Raw genomic sequence first — 21,342 nt, 5'->3', positions numbered from 1 at the left:
TATGGTAGAATATGAACACAATATATAGTCGAAAACTACAACCGTTCGCCTATATGTTGATTTTCACGATTGAATTCCTCATTGTCGCTCTTTAGGGAGCGAATTTTTTTGCCTCCATTTCCATCCATTTATTTTCTTTTATTCCATCCATATCCTTAAATCGTGATTCACTTACCTATTTGCACTTTCCTTTCCTATACAAATCCCTCCCTGTAAAGTCACTTTCACTCCCTTATAAGTGTCTGGTTCTTTGCTAAAACAAGCAGAAAGCCGAGCGACACCATATGTCTTCCGCTCAGCTTCCTGTTTAAGCTTGTTTCTTTTTTTTCGGTGCCGCTTTCTTTCGGGTCGTCTTTTTCTTTTCCGGTTCATCATGTTTCGTACGGTCAATGGATGCCTGTAATGCCTCCATTAAATCGGTTACATTGTTGGAAACTGGTTCTTTTGTTTTGGCTGTAATCGTCGTCTGTCCCGTTTTCTTTGATTCAATCAATTCTAGCAACGCGGTTCGATAGTCATCCGTGTATTTTGTCGGATCGAAAGTAGTCGTTAATTGATCTATCAATAATACGGCAGTATCGATTTCTTTTTTTACAATGGTATCATTGGCTGGGATATTCGGAACGTCCGCTGTGGAACGGACTTCATCCGGATAATGAATCGTTTCCATCACCAAGGTATTATCAACGACTCGGATTACCGCCATTTGTTCTTTAGAGCGAATGATGATTTTCGCTAATCCTACCTTATTGGATTCCTTGAGGGCCTGCCTCAAAAGGGAATAAGCTTTTATCCCTCCGTCATTAGGGGACATGTAGTAACTCCGATTGAAATAAATGGGATCTATTTCTTCAATTTTAACGAAATCCACGATTTCCACGGCTTTTTCTTCGTTTTGTTTTTTCAGTTGCTCCAATTCATTGTCTTCCAATACAACAAATTTTCCCTTTGTATACTCAAAAGCGCGGACTATATCATCCTTACCCACTTCTTTCTGGCATACCGGACAAACTTTTTCGTATTTAATCGGTGAATGACATTCCTTATGCAACGTCCTTAAAGAAATATCCTTATCCTCCGTTGCAGCATGAAGTTTGATCGGAATGTTCACCAAACCGAATGATATGCTCCCCTTCCACATCGTATGCATATTCGTCACCTCATAACTTATTTTTAAAGAGAAGAACAATTTTATTATTCCCCTTTGTCCAAAAAAATCCGAAAAAACAATTGCCAACTCTAACACTTCGTTTTTTTGGCAAAATAATGTTAACCAATTATTTGCGGAGGTGATACAAAAATGAAACCGATGCTGCCAACCTATTACCCCGAAGCCCCCAGCTCCAAGGATTGGCGTTATGAAGTCAAATATGACGGTTTTAGGGCTATTTTAACGATAGACTCCGATACCATAAGCATTTCGAGTCGGAACGAGAAGGAATTATCACCACAATTCCCAGAAATCATTGCTTACATCAAAGAACTGGACCTGGAAGAATATCTCCCGCTTCAGTTAGATGGAGAATTGGTCTGGCTTACCAATGAAGCGAAAGCGGACTTTTTTCAAATACAGTGGCGAGGGCGTCTTGGAAAACAATCCTTAATATCTGAAAAAGCGCGCTTCTCCCCATGCCGGTTTATAGCGTTTGACCTGCTTCGCATCAACGGAAAAGACTTATCAGCTAAACCTATGGAAGAACGTAGGGATTTGATGTTGAATATGGGGGCAAAACTCGGCTTTCCTATTCCGCCTAATCCCAACGATAAGGCTTTGATACAATTAATAGAAAGTTTTGATATTTTGGATAATGCCTTGAATAAGGTCACCCTATTAGATGGCGAAGGAGTTGTCGCCAAGGAAATTCGAGGTACTTGGCAAGAAGGAAAACGTACTGCATCTTGGATTAAGGTGAAAAACTGGAAGACCGTTTCTTGTTTCATTACAGCATTGCACAAAGAAAATGGTTACGTTTCCCTCGCAGTTTTCAAAGATGGTGCCGTAACGAAAATCGGAAGTGTTAAAAACGGACTGAGTTCTCAAGATAAAAGTATATTGCATCAACTGATCAAGCAAAATGCATCAGACGAAGATACACAATTTTTTTATATCCATCCATCCATTTGCATAGAAGTTCAATTCTTACACGTATATGAGGAAAATGAATTGCGTGAACCTCAGTTTTCGCAATGGCTTTTACAAACGACTCCCGATGAATGTACCTGGGAGAAATTTGTGCTAGGCCAATACACATTTCCAGATACGGTACAAATAACTTCCAAGGATAAACCGCTTTGGATAACAGAAGGTAAACAGGTCGTAAAAGTTGAATACCTTCATTATTTACGGGAGGTTTCAGCTTTCTTCTTACCCTTCTTGAAGGATAAACTGCTTACGACGATCCGCTATCCTCATGGCACTTTGGATAAAGAAAGATTTTTCCAGAAAAACAAACCTGATTATGCGCCGGCCTTTATTAAAACGTTCATTGATGAGGATATCGAGTACATGCTATGTAACGATATTGAAACGCTTCTTTGGTTTGGCAATCAACTTGCGTTGGAATTCCATGCGCCATTTCAGAAAGCGGGTAAAACAAGACCCGACGAAATCGTACTGGACTTGGATCCCCCTTCCATCGAATTTTTCTCCTTAGCAATAAAGGCCGCACAGGAAATTAAAAAAGTGATGGAATCATTAAGAATTAAAGCTTTTGTAAAAACTTCAGGTAACAAAGGACTGCAAATTCACATCCCACTGCCTGAAGACAGATTTACTTATCAGGAGACACGCATATTCACCGACTTTCTCGGTGACTACTTAACAAGTTCCAACCCAAACGATTTTACAACGGAGAGAATGAAAATTAATCGGCACAATCGACTTTACTTGGACTTTGTGCAGCATAGTGAAGGAAAAACCATCATCCAGCCTTATTCCCCACGGGGAAATTCGTTCGCGGGTGTGGCTACACCTTTGTTTTGGGAGGAAGTGGACGAAAATCTCCAGTTAAAGAGCTATACGATTGAAACCATCCCAAACAGAATAAAAAGGGATGGATGTGCTTTTATGGATTACAGACTTGTCGATAATGGACCAGCCTTTTTGGAGGTTTTGTCGTTCCTAAAACAAAAAAAGACCAACAACTAGTTGGACTTGGGGTTCGCAATGATCTCATTCCGAACCATGATTAAGACTAGGTTAAACTTCATGGTTATATACACTCCTGGCGAATAACTGGCTAGCCGAGACCCCGCAGCCGCATTCTTTGATGCGGCTTGGCAGACAGTCGGCGGAAAGGGAGCGGAATTAATATCTGCTCCTTTTAATAAAAAGCTCCGGAGTCCGAATAGTGAGGTGAAAACCGAAAAAATTCATGAACGGTCGAATAAAGTGCAGTGAAGGTTGAATAAAAACACGAACGGTCGAATTAAATGCAGTGAAGGTTGAATAAAGTTCCTTGTAGGTCGAATTTAATCACGGACGGTCAAGAAAAAGCTCTGGATAATGATAATGTACGGCAAAGTACGAAAAAAGTGCTCCTGCTGAAATCAACAGCAACTTTTTAATAAGAAAACTGCAGGCAAACTCGCTTTTCTTCGAGTTTGCCTGCAGTCTTCTTATCTCTTTATAATTTTGCTTTCAAATAACTTTGCACTTCATCCTGAAGCTTGGCATATAAGCTTGTTTCCAATTCAAAATCCTCTTTTTCAAGCAGTTCGAATTTTTCAGGCTGATCTAAGTCTATTTCAATCGATGCCTTGAATTCATAGGTTGCGTTCCCGATTAAATCAATTGAATACTTTTGGCTTTCCTCATCATGATGAACAACGCATTTAACTTTTCCGCCGTTATTGTAGACAGAAATTTCACTTTCCAATGCGTTTAAACCGACAGAGCATGTTACAAGGCTTGAAGCCGACATCGCCGTTCCACATGCATTCGTGAAGCCTACTCCCCGTTCGAATGTCCGCACATAAATGCTCCCTGGCTCCAGCTCTTTCACAAAGCTGACATTGACACCATCAGGGAAAAGTTCATTCGGTTGATTGACCTTTGTTGAAAGTTCTTCCTGCAAATCACTTTGTAAAACATCACTATCGACGAGTGTGATCAAATGTGGATTAGGAACCGCCAATGCCGAAAATAGCAGGGTATCATGAAGTTCCGGCATTGGTTCGTTTTGCAGCTGTTCTTTAGACAATACAAGAGGTAAATCCTTCACATTAAAACTTACTGGTGAAATTTCCACCTTGAAAGTCGGAATGCCCTCATAAATATCTTCCGTTTTTTCCACGAGTAGATTCGCCTTCATGGTTTCCACGATCATTTTATCTAGCCCTAGAACGTCGTTGGCGTAACGTGCAACACAGCGAAGTCCGTTGCCGCACATCGAGGCTTCCGATCCATCCGCATTAAAGACACGCATCCGGCAATCGGCATGTTCACTTTTCATTACGAATAAAATCCCATCCGCTCCAAGCTTCTCCCTATTGCATAGGGCCTTCGCGAAATTTTTCCGCTCTTCTTCAGTAAACGTCAGGGTTGTAGTCAATTCATCAATGATTAAGAAATCATTTCCTGAACCATGGCTTTTTAAACCTTCAATAATCATCCTGTCACATCCTCTAATATGCTGCTTTTCATTTATCATTTTTTAATATTCTATATCATAGCATTTTCAAGATGAATGTGTCATCGCGTAAATCACATTAAATCCATTTTTTGCGGCGAAAAGACCAATAAGAAGAGCGGTTGGAATAAGAATTAACTCATTCCAACCGCTCTATTGAATTATTAATCGATCATACCAATGATGAAATAGATGATAAACATTCCGGCACTCACATACATCGGGGCTGACACTTCTCTTGCTTTTCCAGTTACAAGCTTCAAGAATGGGTACAGGATGAAACCGAATGCCATTCCATCGGCAATACTGTATGTGAAAGGAATGATCGTGATGATCATGATTGCAGGTATGCTCTCGGTTAAATCACTGAAATTCAGCTTTTTTATGTTTCCGAGCATCAAAATGCCAATGATAATCAAGATGGGGGCAATGGCGCTATCAGGGATTACTTTAATCACCGGTATAAATAACAGTGATAGAATGAATAGCACGCCCGTCACCACTGAAGTAAAACCAGTCCTGCCTCCTGATGCGATTCCAGCTGCCGTTTCTACTGTTGCAACGGTAGGACTCGAACCGAATATGCCTGATAATAGAACGGACACACTTGTCGCCTGCAGCGACTTTTTATAGGCATCCTGGCGGTTGATACTGTCTACATGCCCGTGTACAAGACCAATATTTTCAAAAACAAGAACCATCGTCATCGCAAATACACTTATCCAGAATTCTATCCGGTTTGCTTCCAGGAACGATAATGAAAAGAAAAGATCGCTGTAGGAAGCTGTGTCTATGCCTGAAAAATGGATTTCCGATAGTTGAACCGTCCCGAACCAATAGGCAATGAGACTGCCTGCCAAGATGGTAATCATGAAATTACCGGGCACATTCTTGATGAACAGCGTGATTGCCAGTAAAAAGGTCAACACCGTTGCACACACCGCTGGATCGCTTAAATCTCCGAGTGCGACGATTGATGATGAACCTCCTGTGATTATCCCGCCCTTTTCAAGACCGATTAACATCAAGAATAAGCCAAGACCGACAGATATGGCTTCTTTTATCGAACTTGGAATCGAATCACTGATTAACTTAGAGTATTTTGTAAAAGCGATGATTACAAAAATTATCCCTGAGATAAACACAGCACCAAGAGCCGATTGCCAAGATAGACCCATTCCTTGAACCATGGTATAAGCAAATAGGGCATTAACGCCCATTCCTGGAACGAGAAGGATTGGGACATTCGCCCAAAGCCCTATCATGACACAGCTTAAAGCAGATAAAAGAATCGTGGCAATCACTGCACCATTAATCGGTATGCCCGCTTCCGATAAAATCAGGGAATTAACGATGAGAATATAGACTATCGTAAAATAGCCGACCACTCCAGCAAGGATTTCACGTTTACCATTCGTTCCATAGTCGGAAAAATGAAAAAACGTTTCCAAGTTTAATTTCTTCATGTTGTATCCTTATTAAATTTATCCCTCGCCCACCCGTTTGTATTAGTGACAAACTACACTTCGCGATTTTAACAAAAAAAAGGATAAAAATAAATAGTAATGATAAAAATTTGAAAAAAACTGCCGGAAATGATCCCGACAGCCTCGATGAATATATTATTTTTGTTCTTCCGAATACCCATCGACTACCAATTCCAGCTTCCCTGTATCAGGGGAAATGATTAGACCATGTACAGGAATATTTTTAGGGATCAAAGGATGTCCTTTAATCACTTCCACGCTGTTCTTACAACTTTCATAAACATCATCAAATCCGCGAAGCCAACTGCGGATATCGATTCCTGCAGCTCCCAGTGTATCGATGGTGCTCTTTGGTATATCACGTTCTATCATCTTGTCCATTACAGAATCTGCATCGACTGATGCCATCCCGCAGTCATGATGAGGTATGACCAATACTTCATCCGCCTTTAGCTCGTAAATAGCAACAAGGATACTCCGCATAACACTTCCGAATGGGTGGGAGACGATTGCCCCGGCAGTCTTCAGGATTTTGACATCGCCATTTTTGACATTCAAGGATTTTGGCAAGAGTTCAACGAGCCGAGTGTCCATACAGCTTATGATGACCATGCGTTTCTCAGGAAACTTATCCGTTCTATACTTGACATATTCGCCTTTTTCTACAAACTGTTCATTATAATCAAGAATCTCATTAAGTAAACTCATAATTACCACCTTTTCAAATTGTATTATTAATCTATGTATCTCTCTAATATTATATCAAATATTTAAAAGATTTGCTAAAGGGGAACCATTGTCAATTTGAACGATGATTCAGAGTGGCTGCACAGAAACCAAAAACGATGATTTTAGGAATTTCAGCAACATTTGATGAAAAAGAAAGTATGGGTGTATTTGTCTTGAATCTTTTCCCCCACTCCAAAGGCATCCAGCCTTCTTGGTATGAAACGATTTTTTCCCCGTCTTTTGTGACAATCTCGAAAGAATTCACGCTTCCCGGCGTTTCAATGGGCATCCATTCCGTACCGTCTTCCTTATAGATCATCCCATTGATTTTCACGAATGACCGATTTTCTTGATACGATCCAATAATGCCGCCCTGATCATCCATGATCGTCATTTTATTGAAAAGTCCCCTTTTGATTTGGTACATAGCCAGCAAACGCCCCTCATGGTCCACCAGTTCATATCGCTTGGCCAGGAGCATCGACAAGAAATTGGGAATCATCCACATGAACCACTTCATATTCAAATCCCGTATCTCGCCCATTAGTGACCCATCCGGCGCAAAGAGCAGCATTCGCAATGTCGGTGCTGGCATAAAAGTCAATAAAACATGTTCATTTTTTAATAACCCGGTATTCGTTCCGACTAGTTCATCAGGCAATTCCTTCATTCTATTTTCATATATACGATGACTTACAAATTGGGCAATGCTAAAGAAAATAAAAGGAAACGTGATCAATAATATATTGCCCGGTATCATTTTAAAAATATGGCAAATGAAAAATACAATGGCCAAAAGAAGTGATATCCAAGATGCATGAAAATTTGAATGGCTCGTTTTTTGATAATATTCACGTATATTCATATCCCGCTCTGCTCCTCACTCCTTACAAGAAAGATTGCCGCCTTAAGGACGGCCATTGATTAGTAAAACCACAATCCGCCCTGCCTCCGCTTCCTAAAAGTGCATGGAAGCAGTTATCATATTACTTTATTCGATTTATTGTGATCTATTCCCTTTTAATGAAAGGTAATTCCCAACACGGTTCATCTAAAAAAGTGACTCCGAATTGATCGGAATCCTATTGTAGACAAAATGGGGTTCTGCCTAATTTTAAAACAAGACTAGTTTATACTTAATGTTTTTTACTGTATTCCTTATTGGATTGAAGAAATTTGCGACACTCCTTCCGAATTACTGGCTTGGCAGGCAGTCGCGGAAAGAGAGCGGATTTCTGAAATCCACTGGAACGTGCTCTAAATAAAAAAACTGCAGTCAAACTCGCTTTTCTTCGAGTTTGTCTACAGTCTCCAAAGAATTCCGAATTGAACGGAACCCTCCTTTTACATCACTCTATAATATCCGGAAAATCAACGGGAACCTGTAATCCGTTCCTTCATAAGCCCTAACAGCAGCAATGATGGTGAATACGACTAAAGCTATCCCGATAACCGGCAATAGCAAGAATCCGACCAATACTATAGTGAGTATCCCTGCGACTATTGAATATACGGTGTAGGAAATAAAGAAATTCAAGTATTCCCTTCCGTGATAATCCACAAATTGTGACGAGTCCTTCTTTATTAACCAAATCACCAAAGGACCGATAAATGCTGTAAAAAAGCTGATCACATAAATAAGGGCAGCAAACACTCTTTCATCTTTAGTAGGCATAGTGTCTTCTCCTCCTTTCTCATATGAATAATTACGAATCAAATGAAAAATAGTTTCATTTTTCCTTTCATTTTATTCGAAAAAAGGTAAAATTGGACTGCTTTTTCTGGATAACGCCACTAAAATCCGGACATGTTCATCATTCTTGTGCATACAGTTTAAATAATGGATTGTCCTATACCATTTAGAATGGAGTGATGTTTTTTTGCTGAATGAATTTCAAGCCTTCATCCTTGGGATCATTCAAGGCTTGACTGAGTTTTTACCTATTTCAAGTACTGGACATTTATATTTAGGACGGCATATTTTCCATCTTGACGAGGCCGGCATTTTTCTGGATACCATGCTCCACATCGGTACATTGCTGGCGTTATTGGTCGTCTATAAGAATGACATAATTGCCATTTTGAAAAATCCGTTTTCCAAAATGACTCTGCTTCTCATTGCCGGGACGATTCCTGCAGTGATTGCCGGCATTTTACTCGGGGATTGGTTTGATGGCCTTTCAAAAACAGGTGTCACCATAGGCTGGGAATTTTTAGCGACCGGACTGATTTTATGGGTAGCGGACGGAGTGAAAAAAGGGGCCAAATCCCTTAATGAAATTTCCATTAAAGATGCGCTGATTATCGGTACCTTCCAAGCTGCTGCCATCATGCCTGCTCTTTCACGCTCCGGCCTAACGATTGCCGCCGGCCTCTTCTGCAGATTAGATAGGGCCACTGCAGCCTATTTTTCCTTTTTGCTCTCTATTCCTGCCATTACGGGGGGCATCGTTTTTCAGATGAAACCGATTTTTACTGGAGATGTTGAACGGCTTCCACTCACTGCGCTTTTCGTCGGAACCCTGGCCGCAGCGATCTTTGGTTATATAGCCGTAGTATGGATGATCGATTTCTTAAAAAAGCGTTCACTGAAAATATTCTCCATTTATGTGTGGGCCCTCGGCGCAATCATTTTATTCATGCAATTCACAGGTGAATTTTAAAGAAAAAAGCGGGAGAAAAAACCAGTTTTTCAAGGAAAAATGCAGGCGTTTGCCTTACGCTTTCACCCTTCGAGAAAAAGTTGAAATTTGACGAAAAAAAAAGGCAAAAAACCTATTCCCAAACCGATTTTTTTTTAGTATTATACCTTCGTAAGGTTCTTTAGATTTGCATATTTTCTGACAATAAAAATAGGGAAGGCAAATGGTGCGCCACCGGTTTCCGGTTCTAGTGGGTTCGATTCCCACCCCGAAATTTTTTGATGAACGACTTAAAAAATTTCGAGGGTGGGCAGCGACTACGCATAAGAACTGCCCTCAAACGGAGGGACGGAAATGTTAAAAAAGAGAGATTTCACAGATTGTTTTTCTCTTTATGAACAAATGACGCATCCAGATGTCTTCCCTTTCGTGCGCCATAAGGTAGATTCATATGAAGAATATGTTTTCATCACTAAGCAAACGATCGAAGCCGAAGATGCTGGGCAACTCATTTCACGAACAATCTTGGATGAATGGGAAAATCCCATCGGTTGTATTTCTTTATACGATATCGAAAATGGTGCAGGTTTCTTAGGCACATGGCTTGGCAAACCATATCATGGAAAAGGGTATAATGCCATTGCAAAAGACGCTTTCTTCAAAGAGCTTTTTTTCGAGCTCGGTTTGGAAACGGTCTTCATGCGTATTCGCAAAAAGAATATCCGCTCTATAAAAGCCGCAGAAAAGCTTCCTTATGCCGTCAATGCCAACGAAACAAGAAAATCCCTTTATGATCAGATCAATCATGAAGGAGATATCTACGATTTGTATGAAATCCCTAAAGATTTATACACCTTTCATATCCTTAGACAGCATGATGATGATGAACAGCAGTTACTTGAAGCATAAAGCGAGGAACATTTCAATATGGCTTTGTTTATCTTTTCATATAATTGCCGGAGCTTCCAAACCTGGAATGCTCTTTTTTGCATTTACATAGGATGTTTAAGATAGATTGCTGCAAATCCCTATTCTTTTTAGGGATATTTTTTTATAATGAATACAATTGACCAATTCATCAATATATTCAAAGCGTCATCGAAAGGACTTAATCATGAAAAAAACATTTGCTTTTATCGTGCAGCTAATCTTCCTGCTCATCATTTGCAAGCTCGGCTATTTTTTAGCCAATTTACTTCATTTACCCATACCAGGCAACGTCATCGGCATGATTCTGTTATTCAGTTTATTACAGACGAAGATTATAAAAGTCGAATGGATTGAACTTACTTCAGGATTTTTGGTCAAGCACCTAGCCTTTTTCTTCATCCCGATTTCAATCAGTTTAATGACCATGGGATGGCTTTTCATTAAATTCGGTTTGCCATTGGCACTTACATTGGGAGTCAGCCTGATATTTGGATTCATCGTTTCAGCTTGGACTGTTCAGAAGCTATCCCATAGAGGAGAGGTTAAGCAGCATGACAGCGCTCATCACAACATATAGCATCTTGATAACCATCCTTGCCTATTTCATTGGAAGGAAAATATATGCTAAACATCCATCACCTTTTACGACGCCTGTATTTTTCAGTACGGTTACAATAATTCTCATACTGCTGATCAGCGGTTTGGACTTCAAAGATTATTCACCGGGAAAAGACATCATCACCTATTTCCTGGGACCGGCTACCGTTGCCTTGGCTGTACCACTTTATAAAAATAGAAAGATAATCGTTAAATATGCAATGCCGGCAATTAGCGGTATGATATTTGGTCTTATGGTCACATTGATCATTGCCTTCGCCATCGCTAAAGCATTTTCACTTCCGCAATTCATTCTTCAAGGATTGGCAGTTAAATCCATTACGGTGCCCATCGCTGTTGAAATCACGGAACTTTATGGCGGAAATTCCAATATATCAGCAGCCTTCGTCATTTTGACTGGGGTGCTGGGTACGATGATCGCTCCAAAAATGATGGATAAACTAAACATCACGATGCCCTTCGCTCGTGGTATCGCTTATGGTACGATCGCCCATGGCCTTGGAACTGCTCAAGCTGCCCAGGAAAGCGAGTTCACCGGGGCTGTCGCAGGTGCGGCAATGGCTATCGCAGGTATCCTCATTTCCTGTTTTTTTCCTTTTATAAGTAATTTTCTATAAAATAAAAAGAACCGCAACGTCAATGACATTGCGGTTCTTTTTATGATTTATCTTTTTTGGAGATCGTCGTATAAACGCCTAAGAATATAGGTTTTATACAGCTCCAGCTTTTTTTTCTCAATTGGATGATAGCTTATCCCTGCAGCTTTTAGCTGCTGAATGAACCATCCTTTGGAATATTCATAAGCCATTCTGCCCCCTCCTCTGTTCGAAAAAGATATGCTGCATAGAGGGGATTGATACTTATTTTTTTGCAGCCATTACTTGAAGTAATAATTCATACATTTCAGCTGCCGTTTTGAATGGACGTTTTTGACGCATTTTTTCCTGATATTCATTCGATTGTTCCAATAAATCCGCTAATGTAGCATTAAAAATCCGGTCATTTAACTCTTCTTCTTGAATGACTTTACAAAACCCCTGTTTCTCAAAGCTTGACGCATTCAGGATTTGATCTCCGCGGGATGCATTGGCACTTAGAGGGATAAGCAGCATCGGCTTTTGCAAACCAAGGAATTCAAAGATTGAATTTGAACCTGCCCTTGACACAACGACATCAGCAGCCGCCAAAAGATCGAATAATTCTTCATGAACGAATTCAAAAGGAGCATATCCCCTTTGTTTCAATTCCGATTTCACATTTCCCTTCCCGCAAATGTGTATAATCTGGTAATCCTTTAATAAGGCATCTAGGTTATCTGTAATCATATTATTGATTTTTACGGCTCCAAGGCTCCCGCCCATAACGAGTAACACCGGTTTGTTATTCGTGAATCCACAGAATGACTTACCAGCAGAAGCGTTTCCCTTAAAAATCCCATCGCGCAATACGGCGCCAAGATACATGGCCTTTTCTTTCGGAAGGTCTTTTTCCGTTTCCTGGAATGTGGTGAAAATTTTCGATGCAAGCGGCATGGCTATCTTATTAGCCAGACCAGGCGTATAATCCGATTCATGTATCGCAATCGGTATTCTCAGCATTCTGCCTGCCAAAACGACTGGGACCGAAACGAATCCACCTTTAGAAAAAATGAAATCCGGCTTGGTCTTTTTTAATATTTTTCGTGCATCAAAAATCCCTTTTATGACCCTGAAAGGGTCTTTCATATTTTCAACAGATAGATAACGCCGGAATTTACCAACGGAAATCGTTTCATAACGGACCTCGGGAAATTCCGTTTCAATGATATTTTTTTCAATGCCTTTTTTTGAACCAATATAAGTAACATCCCAATCATGCTTTAAAAATTCCGGGATGATTGCTGCATTAACAGATACATGACCGGCAGAACCGCCTCCGGTAAATACTATTTTCTTAGTCAATATTTCCACCTTCCAAACTTAAAAAATCACTTTGCATCCATATTACCATATATCCTTGCCATTAATAACTTGAAAAAGTATTCAGTGAACCGCAAAATCCCCGTGAGGAATGTAATCATCGATTATTTTTCCTTTTTCAGCATGAATATATTATAATCTTAGTATTCTACAATACTACAAGATACATTGGAGGAGTAATACATTGCAAGAAGTTTCTGAATCACTCGATCAATTTGATGGAATCGAAGCCTGGACCAAATTAGGAATTTCAATTGGCATTTTCCTAATCTTCCTTTTGCTTCGGAAAGTATTTACTACATATATATTCAAGTTCTTTCTGCGAATTGCAGAAAAACGCAAAGTGGAATTTGCCGCCAACTTAATGCTAGCTATTGAACAGCCCGTAAGATGGCTTATCGTTTTAATTGGTGTTATTATATCACTGCACTATTTTCCGATCGACACACCTTTGCTTGAATTAAGATCGAAAATATACAGATCGTTTTTTGTCTTCTTATTCTTTTGGACGATTTTTAATATAAGTTCGAGTTTTACTACATTATTTCCGAAATTGGTAAGTAAATTCGGGCTTGAAGTCGATCAAATCGTCATGCCGTTCTTTACGAAAATCATAAAATTAATCATCATTGCTTTTGGTGCCTCCATCATTGCGGAAGAATGGGGATTTAATGTCGATGGATTCGTTGCAGGGCTTGGATTGGGTGGATTGGCTTTCGCTCTTGCCGCTAAAGATACAGTCAGCAATTTCTTCGGGGGTATCGTCATCGTTACCGAAAAACCTTTTACCATAGGAGATTGGGTCAAAACTCCAAGTGTGGAGGGAACCATTGAAGACATCACATTCCGAAGCACCAAAGTTCGGACTTTTGCCCAAGCTTTAGTTACAGTCCCAAATGCGACCCTTTCGAATGAACCGATCATCAACTGGTCCAAGATGGGAAAAAGACAGATTGCCTTCCATTTAGGTGTGAATGTCACGACACCAAAAGAAAAATTGGAAAATGTCATTAAAGACATAGAACGAATGCTGATTGATCATCCTGAAGTCCATCCGGAAACGATTTTGGTTAAATTTGATGAGTTCAGTCATTCCGGTTTCAATCTTTACCTTTATTTCTTCACGAAAGCGACGGACTTTGGAGGATATTTATCAATCAAAGAAGATGTGAACTTTAAAATAATGGAGATATTGGAACAGGAAGATGTACAAATTGCCATACCGTCCCAAGCCTTCATTCTTCAAAAAGACTCAAATATGGAAGCCATGAATGATTTTGAGTCCATGCGCGACTGACAAAAGAGGTTCCATAAGAATTTTTAAACAAAGTTGATTGTAACGGAAGGTACGAGACTCCTGCGGGAAGAGCGCGTCCAAGGGAGACCCCACAGGCCGCAAAAGCGCCGAGGAGGCTCCCGGACCGCCCGCGGAAAGCGAGTGCCTGTAGTGGAAAACAACGTTCATATATTACACTGCCTTGTAGGCAATCTTAATTAAATATCGAGTTTGTCTATAGTCTGAGACTTGCCCTAAACGGCAAGTCTTTTTTAGCTTCAAATAAAAACTCTTAAAACATCACATGCTTATGTGATATAATTCTTTATTGTGTTGAAAATTCTAAATATTGATATTGAGGTACTTTAATGAATCAGACTTATACTAAATCACAAAAGATCCGCCTGTTATTTTATATATTGATACCTATCCTGATCACCCAAATCAGCATGTATGCCATGACCTTTTTTGATGTGATGATGTCCGGACAATACAGCACTCAGGACGTTGCCGGCGTCTCCATCGGCAGTTCGTTATGGACACCCGTATACACGGGCCTGAGCGGGATATTGATTGCCTTAACGCCGGTGGTTTCACAGCTGGTCGGTTCCAGGCAGTCTAAATCCGTTTCCTATTCCGTGATGCAGGCCATTTATTTAGCTGTCGCTTTAGCATTGTTCATATTAATCATTGGGGCGTTTTCTTTGAACCCCATATTGAATGCCATGGATCTTGAAGATAGTGTCCACATGGTTGCTCATGATTATTTGATTGCACTTTCACTCGGAATCATTCCTTTATTCGTTTATAATGCGTTAAGGGCCTTCATTGATGCTCTGGGGCAGACCAGGATTTCCATGATCATCACCTTATGTGCACTTCCGGTTAACGTCCTTTTTAATTACCTGTTAATCTACGGGAAGTTTGGGTTCCCCGAACTTGGCGGTGTTGGTTCCGGGTACGCCACTGCCATTACTTATTGGTTAATTGCCCTGGTGGCCATCCTTGTTGTAATAAAAATCAACCCGTTTTCGACATATAAGGTTTTCAATGAATTTTTCCGGGTTTCCTGGAAAGAATGGCGGGCTTTATTATTGATTGGGGTACCCATCGGGCTGGCTATCTTTTTTGAAACAAGCATTTTCTCGGCCGTCACCCTTTTGATGAGTAAGTATGATACCGTGACAATTGCCTCACATCAGATTGCCATGAATTTTGCGTCCCTGCTTTATATGATACCGCTAAGTATATCCATGGCTTTGACGATCGTCATTGGATTTGAAATTGGGGCAACCCGTTATAAAGATGCAAAAGTGTATAGCTGGATTGGCATATCGATGGCCTTGACGATGTCGTTCGTTTTGTCGACCATCCTATTCCTCTTCCGAGAACCTGTGGCTTCTTTATACACTAAAGATCATGAGGTTATGATGCTGACTTCACATTTTTTAATATATGCCATCTTCTTTCAGATATCGGATGCCCTCCAGGCACCCATTCAGGGTATATTGCGTGGTTATAAAGATGTTAATGTCACATTTGCGATGTCACTGGTCTCCTACTGGATTCTCGGGCTTCCCATTGGTTATTTTTTTGCAAAGTATACCGATATGGGATCTTTTGGGTATTGGATCGGCTTAATTACCGGCTTGGCTCTCGGAGCTATAGGCTTGGCGGCTCGCTTACGGTTCATACAGCAAGTGAAATATAAAAAAATGGCGTAAAAAAAGAGTGGGGCTGGATTACCGGCCTCACCCTTTTTCATTCTCACGCTAGGCTTTATATATTTTCCCAAGAACATCCTTACCGCCTGTTACCGGTATGATGCTGCCGGTAATGAAATCTGACTCTTCATCACAAAGGAACGTGATGACCCTCGCTATATCTTCCCCCGTACCCGGTCTGCCTACTGGAACCGTATCATCCTTTTCTGCCCTCGCGCCCCTGATTTCCCCCTCTTTCCAATCACCTACGATATCACCAGGACAGACCATATTCACGGTGATGCCATGTGCAGCTTCTTCGGCAGCTAAAGTTCTTGTCAAGGAGGTCAAGCCGCTCTTTGCCGCTGCAAAAGCAGATCGATAAATCCAACCTGGTGCAGTTTCACACCGTTCAAACCCTAATGTAATGACTCTGCCCCAGTTTCTACTTCTCATTTGCGGAATAAGTTCCTTCGCAAAATAGAAAAAACCATTTAAATTCCCATCCATGATGTACTTCCATTCATCACTGGCATATTCAGTCATGTGTTTACGATCATGCATATATGGCCCTGCGTTATGAATGAAGATATCAACATGGCCAAAGGACTCCAAAATCTTTTGCAAAATATTCCGGCAATCTTCTTCACTTGACGAGTCACCTTGAATCGCAAGTGCCTTAACATGGTATTTTTCCTGTAATTCATCCACTAACGCTAAAGCTGCCTTTTTACTTTTTCGATAAGTAATGATAATGGACATTCCATTATCCGCAAGTGAACATGCCATCCTTTTGCCGATTCCCGTTGCTCCACCAGTAATAAAAGCTACTTTTTCATCCACAGGCCTACCCTCTTTATCTAATGGATTTTAATTAATTATACATAAGTTTATTCCATTTTCTATAATTTAGTAATTATATAAAAGAACCTATGGGCTTTAGCTGCATAAAATATAACAAATAAACCTGTCAGACCATAAGCAGGAGAGAGGAATTCAATATGTTTCCCTGGAATTCACTTTTTTCTTTTAAGAATAACCCAAACCAAAAGGACTTTTTGAAAAATATGCAGCAAAGTGATGTACAATCATTCATTGAAAAAGTATTTTCACAAGTCATACCTGACAATATGCAAGGTATGATGAACCAAAATGATGGCCGCTCACAAAAAGAAAATGCCAGATCTGAACATCCTTTACATGCCGAAGTATTTGAAACTCACTTATATGTCTTTGTAAGAATACCCATAGAAAATGAAGCTTGGCTAAAGAAAATGAAGCTTTACCATACTTCTAACCAATCCATCATCGAGGGGATTCCTGAAGAATCGGATCGACATGTCATAACACTCCCCGCACTTGTCAAGAAAAAAGGGGCTTCAGCCCAATATAAAGAATCAACATTGGAAATACGTCTTCAGAAAAGTTTCAACACACAGTATTCAGAAATCGATGTATCCGAGATTTAAGTTGCTTTACATGGACTTCACTGATGATAAGGTGCGGTTCCTGTTAGTTCTTGGAAATCCTTTTAGATTCCGCTAGACTTCATTTCTGGAATGGCATGATCCATTCTCATAAAAAAAGCGCACCCCATATAATGGGATGCGCTTTTCTACTAATCTATTATTATTTTCCGATGAATTGTTGAGTCCAGTAGTTACCAGATTCTACGTAACCTACTCCGATATGAGTAAAGCTTGAGTTCATGATGTTTTCACGGTGTCCTTGGCTATTCATCCAAGCTTGTACCACTTCTTCAGGTGTTTGTTGACCTTGTGCGATGTTTTCGCCAGCTGTTTTATAGCTGATTCCGAATTGTTTCATCATATCGAATGGTGAGCCGTAAGTTGGGCTATTGTGATCGAAGTAGTTTTTATCTTTCATGTCTTGAGACTTGATACGTGCAACTTTGCTCAACTCAGTGTCGATTTTAAGAGCTGCCAAACCTTGTTTTTCACGTTCTGCATTAGTTAATTTAACAACTTCTTGTTCAAAAGCACTTAATTCAGAGCTTGTCTCTTGTTTTTCATCAGTTGATTTTTCAGGTGTCACTTCAGGTGTTTCAGGTTTTGCTTCAGGTTTTGCTTGGTTCACTGTCCCAGCTTCTTGACCTGGTTTTTGAACTGGTTTTTGAACCGGTTTTTGTTGTGCTTGCGCTGCAGGTAAAGTGATATTGTATTTAGCTAGGTATTGGTTAAGGACTTTTTGCATATCCTCTTTATTCATAGATTTATAAGTTACTTGTTTAACAGTATCACAGTTGGCTGCTTCAGCTTGGTTAGCTCCTACTCCTGTGAATATAATAGCTGCAGCCGCTGCTGCTGACATAAACATTTTCTTTTTCATTCGTATTTCCTCCTGTGATGTTCGTTTTGTGTTGTGCTTTGCTTCTGGAATTATCATAACATGCACTTTTTGTAATAAATGCACCATCAATTTCCATCGAATTTAACAGGATACGAAAGAGAAAATATTATTATCCTAGTTTCAGAGAAAACTTGTAAGAATGCTTTACCTATCTATGTTTCTTTCAGTGGTATATATACTCATATTTTTCCAGTCATTACTTGTCAATGGTAGTTACATAGAACCATTTCCATTGAATACTAATAACTTTTTGTTGACATATCGTATTTAACCAACTTAATATGACTTTCTTTACTTTTATGTTACAAATTTTTCGATTTAACTTCGACACGCCGTCTTTATCCTGATTATTTCGACCCTAATGTCTTGGCCATTTTTCAAATAAAAAAAACAATCCGGATTCACTCCCGAATTGTTTTGATATTGATAGTCGTTCATCATTTCATTTCTTCATCATCATCCATTTCGTCCATTTCCTTTTCCCCCCCATTTTGTTCAGGAGTGCTTGGTTTCCCTATGACGAATTCTTTCTTTGGCATGTTGTGCATATCCCTTGCTGTTACATGGGCATATACATAATAGGTTCCTTCTTCATCAAAAGCCTTTTCCAATTCATATATGCCGTTTCTTTTATGTTTTACTGCAATTTTGTCATGGTCATCGCTATTCGCAAGCCAAATTTCAAAACTGACATCATCCGCATCTGTCACGACTTCGTCCCCATAAGTCACTTTTGCCTGAAATTTCACAGGCTCATTCACTTTACCTTGAATTGGATCGACAGCTAAATCGACATTTAACATTTTCGGAATTTCCTCTTCCTTGCCGCATCCGGCCAAAAAAATTAACGTCATGCAAAATAACACGATTTTTTTCATTTTTGAACGTATCCCCTTTTTATGAATTCCATTCTTCTTTTATAATCGGTAGGATGACCCTGACTTTCGTTCCCCTTTTTTCCTTGCTTTCTATTTCGATTTTACCATTCTGTAATTCCACCAGTTTTTTGACAATGGAAAGTCCAAGCCCTGAACCGCCATCAAAACGGCTGCGTGCTTTGTTCACTCGGTAAAAACGATTCATGATATGTGGCAGGTCCGCTTCCGGGATTCCGTTACCCGTGTCAGTAATCAGCAGTTCACAATCATCTTTATGCTGAATTAGGGTAATATGGATCGACCCTCCAGGATCGGTGTACTGAATGGCATTATCAAAAATGTTATGCAGGACCTGTTCCATCCTTCCTTCATCCCCCAAAATAATCGGGTCTGGATCCAGATTCAACTGCAAGTCCAATTGCTTTTCTTTTATTATCGGTTCATATTTCACAAGGACGTCTTCAATGAATTGGGCATAGGCAATCGGGATATTATTTAACAAGAATGGATCACTATCCATTTTTGTTAAGTCCATCAGATCTCCCACAAGCCGCTGCAGCCTAAGGGCCTCCCTTGAAATGAGATGAAGGTATTTCCGTTTTTCTTCATCATTTTTTACGACACCATCCAATATGGCCTGCGTGTATCCCTTTACGTAACTAAGCGGGGTTCTGAGCTCGTGTGCTACATTTTCTAGAAATTCTTTTTTTCTCTCTTCTTCCATATGGATGGAATTGGCCATATCATTAAAGGCTATTGCCAGTTTACCTATTTCATCATGGCTCCTTACATGGACCTGTATGTCATAATTCCCCTCTGAAACACGATGGGCTGCAGTCTCGATTTCCTTAATCGGACTGATTAGCCTTTTCAACCATTTTGTAGTAAAAAATATCGCGACTATTAAGAATAATAGGACCGCTGCCAACCATTTTGCAGCAAATTCCTTCAGTAAGACCGTAATGGAATCTACTGGAATATATGTATAGATGATACCTTCGAGGCGATCTTCGTCAATAAGGGGTATGATAGCAGCTACAATGTTCTTTTCAAATCTTTTCTCATATCCCTCTTTTTCAACGGCTTTCCCATCTAAAAGCATTTGCCGTTCTTCTTCAGAAATAAGGGTATCATAATTGATTTCAAAAGGCAGACAGGCACTCAATTCCCTGGGATTGTTGACGACAAAGACCTCGCTGTCATTCTTGCTGTTAAACCATTCAACTTTTCCCTTGAAGTCATCACTGATTTCTCCGCCGGTATAATCCGCCCCCAGCAATGACGCTTCATTGACTAAATCTGTTTTTAGCTTCTCCACATATAGATTTTTATAATAATATTGAGAAAGTGAGTAAGCGAACAGTACAGAAAGGATGATGGCGGTGATGATGGTGAGCCATAATTTAAATGAGAGGGTTCGCCATTTATTGATCATTTCTTTTCCTCTATCTTATACCCGATTCCCCAGACGGTTTGAATGTAATCGGCCGCTCTTAATTTCATTCGTAACGTTTTGATATGGGTATCCACGGTACGTAAAGATCCTCGATACTCCCCGCTCCATACATTTTCAAGCAGTTGTTCACGGCTGAGTGCCTGGCTTTTATGACGCATGAGGAATAAAAGCAATTCGAATTCTTTCAAGGTTAAATTGATTGCCTTCCCTTCAACCAAAACCGTTCTGGATTGTAAGTTCAAGCTAATTTTACCGAATCGGACATGGTTTTGATTATCTTCATTCAATGATAATTTCCCTGTCCTTCGCAATACAGCTTCGACCCTTGCGACCAATTCTCCTGGATTGAACGGCTTGACGATATAATCGTCGCCGCCAAGCTTCAGCCCTTTCACCTTATCCCATTCTTCACCTTTCGCACTGACAAATATCACAGGGATCTCCCAATTTTCACGAATTTCTTCACAAACGGAGAAACCGTCCATACCTGGCATCATGATATCCAATAGGATTAAATCCACTTCCTCTGTTTCAACCATCCTTATGGCTTCTTTTCCATTCGCAGCTTGAAGGCATCGATAACCTGAGTTCAGCAAATACATTTCAACTAGATTTCGCATATCTTCTTCATCATCCACGACTAAAATGGTGTAAGCATGCATGT

At 40.1% G+C, this 21,342-nt stretch carries 21 protein-coding genes; 8 read left to right on the top strand and 13 right to left on the bottom strand.

The window, feature by feature from the left end; all coding sequences use genetic code 11:
- Positions 1 to 307 precede the first annotated feature (307 nt).
- Positions 308 to 1,150 (bottom strand): non-homologous end joining protein Ku, encoded by an 843-nt coding sequence (gene ku, locus MPH60_RS08105; RefSeq protein ID WP_063234429.1) that lies wholly within the window; start codon positions 1,148 to 1,150, stop codon positions 308 to 310.
- A 150-nt stretch (positions 1,151 to 1,300) separates the two neighbouring features.
- On the opposite strand from ku, the gene ligD reads away from it, so the two are divergent.
- Positions 1,301 to 3,148 carry a DNA ligase D gene (gene ligD / locus MPH60_RS08100; RefSeq protein ID WP_241593715.1) on the top strand — a complete coding sequence of 616 codons (1,848 nt, stop codon included), beginning with the start codon at positions 1,301 to 1,303 and terminating at the stop codon, positions 3,146 to 3,148.
- 478 nt (positions 3,149 to 3,626) lie between these two features.
- Here ligD and dapF read toward each other — a convergent pair whose 3' ends face one another.
- The 5 genes from dapF to MPH60_RS08075 all read right to left on the bottom strand — a co-directional run bounded on the left by dapF (position 3,627) and on the right by MPH60_RS08075 (position 8,522).
- Positions 3,627 to 4,613, bottom strand: a complete 987-nt coding sequence (dapF, locus tag MPH60_RS08095) for a diaminopimelate epimerase (RefSeq protein ID WP_241593716.1) — start codon at positions 4,611 to 4,613, stop codon at positions 3,627 to 3,629.
- A gap of 182 nt (positions 4,614 to 4,795) precedes the next feature.
- A complete protein-coding gene (locus MPH60_RS08090) occupies positions 4,796 to 6,097 on the bottom strand; it encodes an NCS2 family permease (protein WP_241615813.1) in 1,302 nt (433 codons plus the stop codon).
- Positions 6,098 to 6,253: 156 nt separating this feature from the next.
- Positions 6,254 to 6,826, bottom strand: coding sequence for a beta-class carbonic anhydrase (locus MPH60_RS08085; RefSeq protein WP_241593718.1), 573 nt, complete (start codon positions 6,824 to 6,826; stop codon positions 6,254 to 6,256).
- A 91-nt stretch (positions 6,827 to 6,917) separates the two neighbouring features.
- Entirely contained in the window at positions 6,918 to 7,712 is a 795-nt protein-coding gene (locus MPH60_RS08080) for a hypothetical protein (RefSeq protein WP_241593719.1), read from the bottom strand.
- Between the two features lie 489 nt (positions 7,713 to 8,201).
- Positions 8,202 to 8,522: a DUF4870 domain-containing protein gene (locus MPH60_RS08075; protein WP_241593720.1), complete on the bottom strand. Its 321-nt coding sequence runs from the start codon at positions 8,520 to 8,522 to the stop codon at positions 8,202 to 8,204.
- Positions 8,523 to 8,730: 208 nt separating this feature from the next.
- Here MPH60_RS08075 and MPH60_RS08070 point away from each other — a divergent pair, with 208 nt between their 5' ends.
- From MPH60_RS08070 to MPH60_RS08055, 4 genes are all read left to right on the top strand, one after another.
- Positions 8,731 to 9,510 carry an undecaprenyl-diphosphate phosphatase gene (locus tag MPH60_RS08070; RefSeq protein WP_101225332.1) on the top strand — a complete coding sequence of 260 codons (780 nt, stop codon included), beginning with the start codon at positions 8,731 to 8,733 and terminating at the stop codon, positions 9,508 to 9,510.
- A gap of 333 nt (positions 9,511 to 9,843) precedes the next feature.
- Entirely contained in the window at positions 9,844 to 10,398 is a 555-nt protein-coding gene (locus tag MPH60_RS08065) for a GNAT family N-acetyltransferase (protein WP_034307447.1), read from the top strand.
- 205 nt (positions 10,399 to 10,603) lie between these two features.
- A complete protein-coding gene (locus MPH60_RS08060; RefSeq protein ID WP_241593721.1) occupies positions 10,604 to 10,996 on the top strand; it encodes a CidA/LrgA family protein in 393 nt (130 codons plus the stop codon).
- A complete protein-coding gene (locus MPH60_RS08055) occupies positions 10,971 to 11,654 on the top strand; it encodes an LrgB family protein (protein WP_241593722.1) in 684 nt (227 codons plus the stop codon). The genes MPH60_RS08060 and MPH60_RS08055 overlap by 26 nt, the downstream gene beginning before the upstream one ends.
- 47 nt (positions 11,655 to 11,701) lie before the next feature.
- Here the strand turns inward: MPH60_RS08055 and MPH60_RS08050 are convergent, their stop codons facing one another.
- Together MPH60_RS08050 and MPH60_RS08045 are read right to left on the bottom strand one after the other, a co-directional pair.
- On the bottom strand, positions 11,702 to 11,845 hold the full coding sequence (locus MPH60_RS08050) for a DUF2639 domain-containing protein (RefSeq protein WP_101225224.1): 144 nt from the start codon (positions 11,843 to 11,845) through the stop codon (positions 11,702 to 11,704).
- Positions 11,846 to 11,897: 52 nt separating this feature from the next.
- Positions 11,898 to 12,986 carry an undecaprenyldiphospho-muramoylpentapeptide beta-N-acetylglucosaminyltransferase gene (locus MPH60_RS08045; RefSeq protein WP_241593723.1) on the bottom strand — a complete coding sequence of 363 codons (1,089 nt, stop codon included), beginning with the start codon at positions 12,984 to 12,986 and terminating at the stop codon, positions 11,898 to 11,900.
- 193 nt (positions 12,987 to 13,179) lie between these two features.
- Between MPH60_RS08045 and MPH60_RS08040 the strand changes: the two genes are divergently transcribed.
- Entirely contained in the window at positions 13,180 to 14,292 is a 1,113-nt protein-coding gene (locus tag MPH60_RS08040) for a mechanosensitive ion channel family protein (RefSeq protein WP_241593724.1), read from the top strand.
- Positions 14,293 to 14,639: 347 nt separating this feature from the next.
- Entirely contained in the window at positions 14,640 to 15,995 is a 1,356-nt protein-coding gene (locus MPH60_RS08035; protein ID WP_241593725.1) for an MATE family efflux transporter, read from the top strand.
- Positions 15,996 to 16,043: 48 nt separating this feature from the next.
- Here the strand turns inward: MPH60_RS08035 and MPH60_RS08030 are convergent, their stop codons facing one another.
- Complete coding sequence (locus tag MPH60_RS08030; RefSeq protein WP_241593726.1) at positions 16,044 to 16,817, bottom strand: SDR family oxidoreductase; 774 nt, start codon at positions 16,815 to 16,817, stop codon at positions 16,044 to 16,046.
- 158 nt (positions 16,818 to 16,975) lie between these two features.
- Between MPH60_RS08030 and MPH60_RS08025 the strand changes: the two genes are divergently transcribed.
- Positions 16,976 to 17,443: an Hsp20/alpha crystallin family protein gene (locus MPH60_RS08025; protein WP_241593727.1), complete on the top strand. Its 468-nt coding sequence runs from the start codon at positions 16,976 to 16,978 to the stop codon at positions 17,441 to 17,443.
- 160 nt (positions 17,444 to 17,603) lie between these two features.
- On the opposite strand, the gene MPH60_RS08020 is transcribed toward MPH60_RS08025, so the two are convergent.
- The 4 genes from MPH60_RS08020 to MPH60_RS08005 form a co-directional block, all read right to left on the bottom strand.
- The gene (locus tag MPH60_RS08020; RefSeq protein WP_241593728.1) at positions 17,604 to 18,323 is read right to left on the bottom strand and encodes a CAP domain-containing protein; all 720 of its coding nucleotides are present in this window, start codon (positions 18,321 to 18,323) and stop codon (positions 17,604 to 17,606) included.
- Positions 18,324 to 18,781: 458 nt separating this feature from the next.
- Positions 18,782 to 19,222: a FixH family protein gene (locus tag MPH60_RS08015; RefSeq protein ID WP_241593729.1), complete on the bottom strand. Its 441-nt coding sequence runs from the start codon at positions 19,220 to 19,222 to the stop codon at positions 18,782 to 18,784.
- A 19-nt stretch (positions 19,223 to 19,241) separates the two neighbouring features.
- Positions 19,242 to 20,657, bottom strand: coding sequence for a sensor histidine kinase (locus MPH60_RS08010; protein ID WP_241593730.1), 1,416 nt, complete (start codon positions 20,655 to 20,657; stop codon positions 19,242 to 19,244).
- Positions 20,654 to 21,340 carry a response regulator transcription factor gene (locus MPH60_RS08005; RefSeq protein WP_241593731.1) on the bottom strand — a complete coding sequence of 229 codons (687 nt, stop codon included), beginning with the start codon at positions 21,338 to 21,340 and terminating at the stop codon, positions 20,654 to 20,656. Before MPH60_RS08005 ends, MPH60_RS08010 begins: the two co-directional genes overlap by 4 nt.
- Positions 21,341 to 21,342: the final 2 nt, after the last annotated feature.

The sequence above is a fragment of the Peribacillus sp. Aquil_B1 genome (assembly GCF_022603275.1).
Taxonomy (GTDB): Bacteria; Bacillota; Bacilli; order Bacillales; family DSM-1321; genus Peribacillus.
This window is presented reverse-complemented; position numbering and strand designations above follow the sequence as displayed.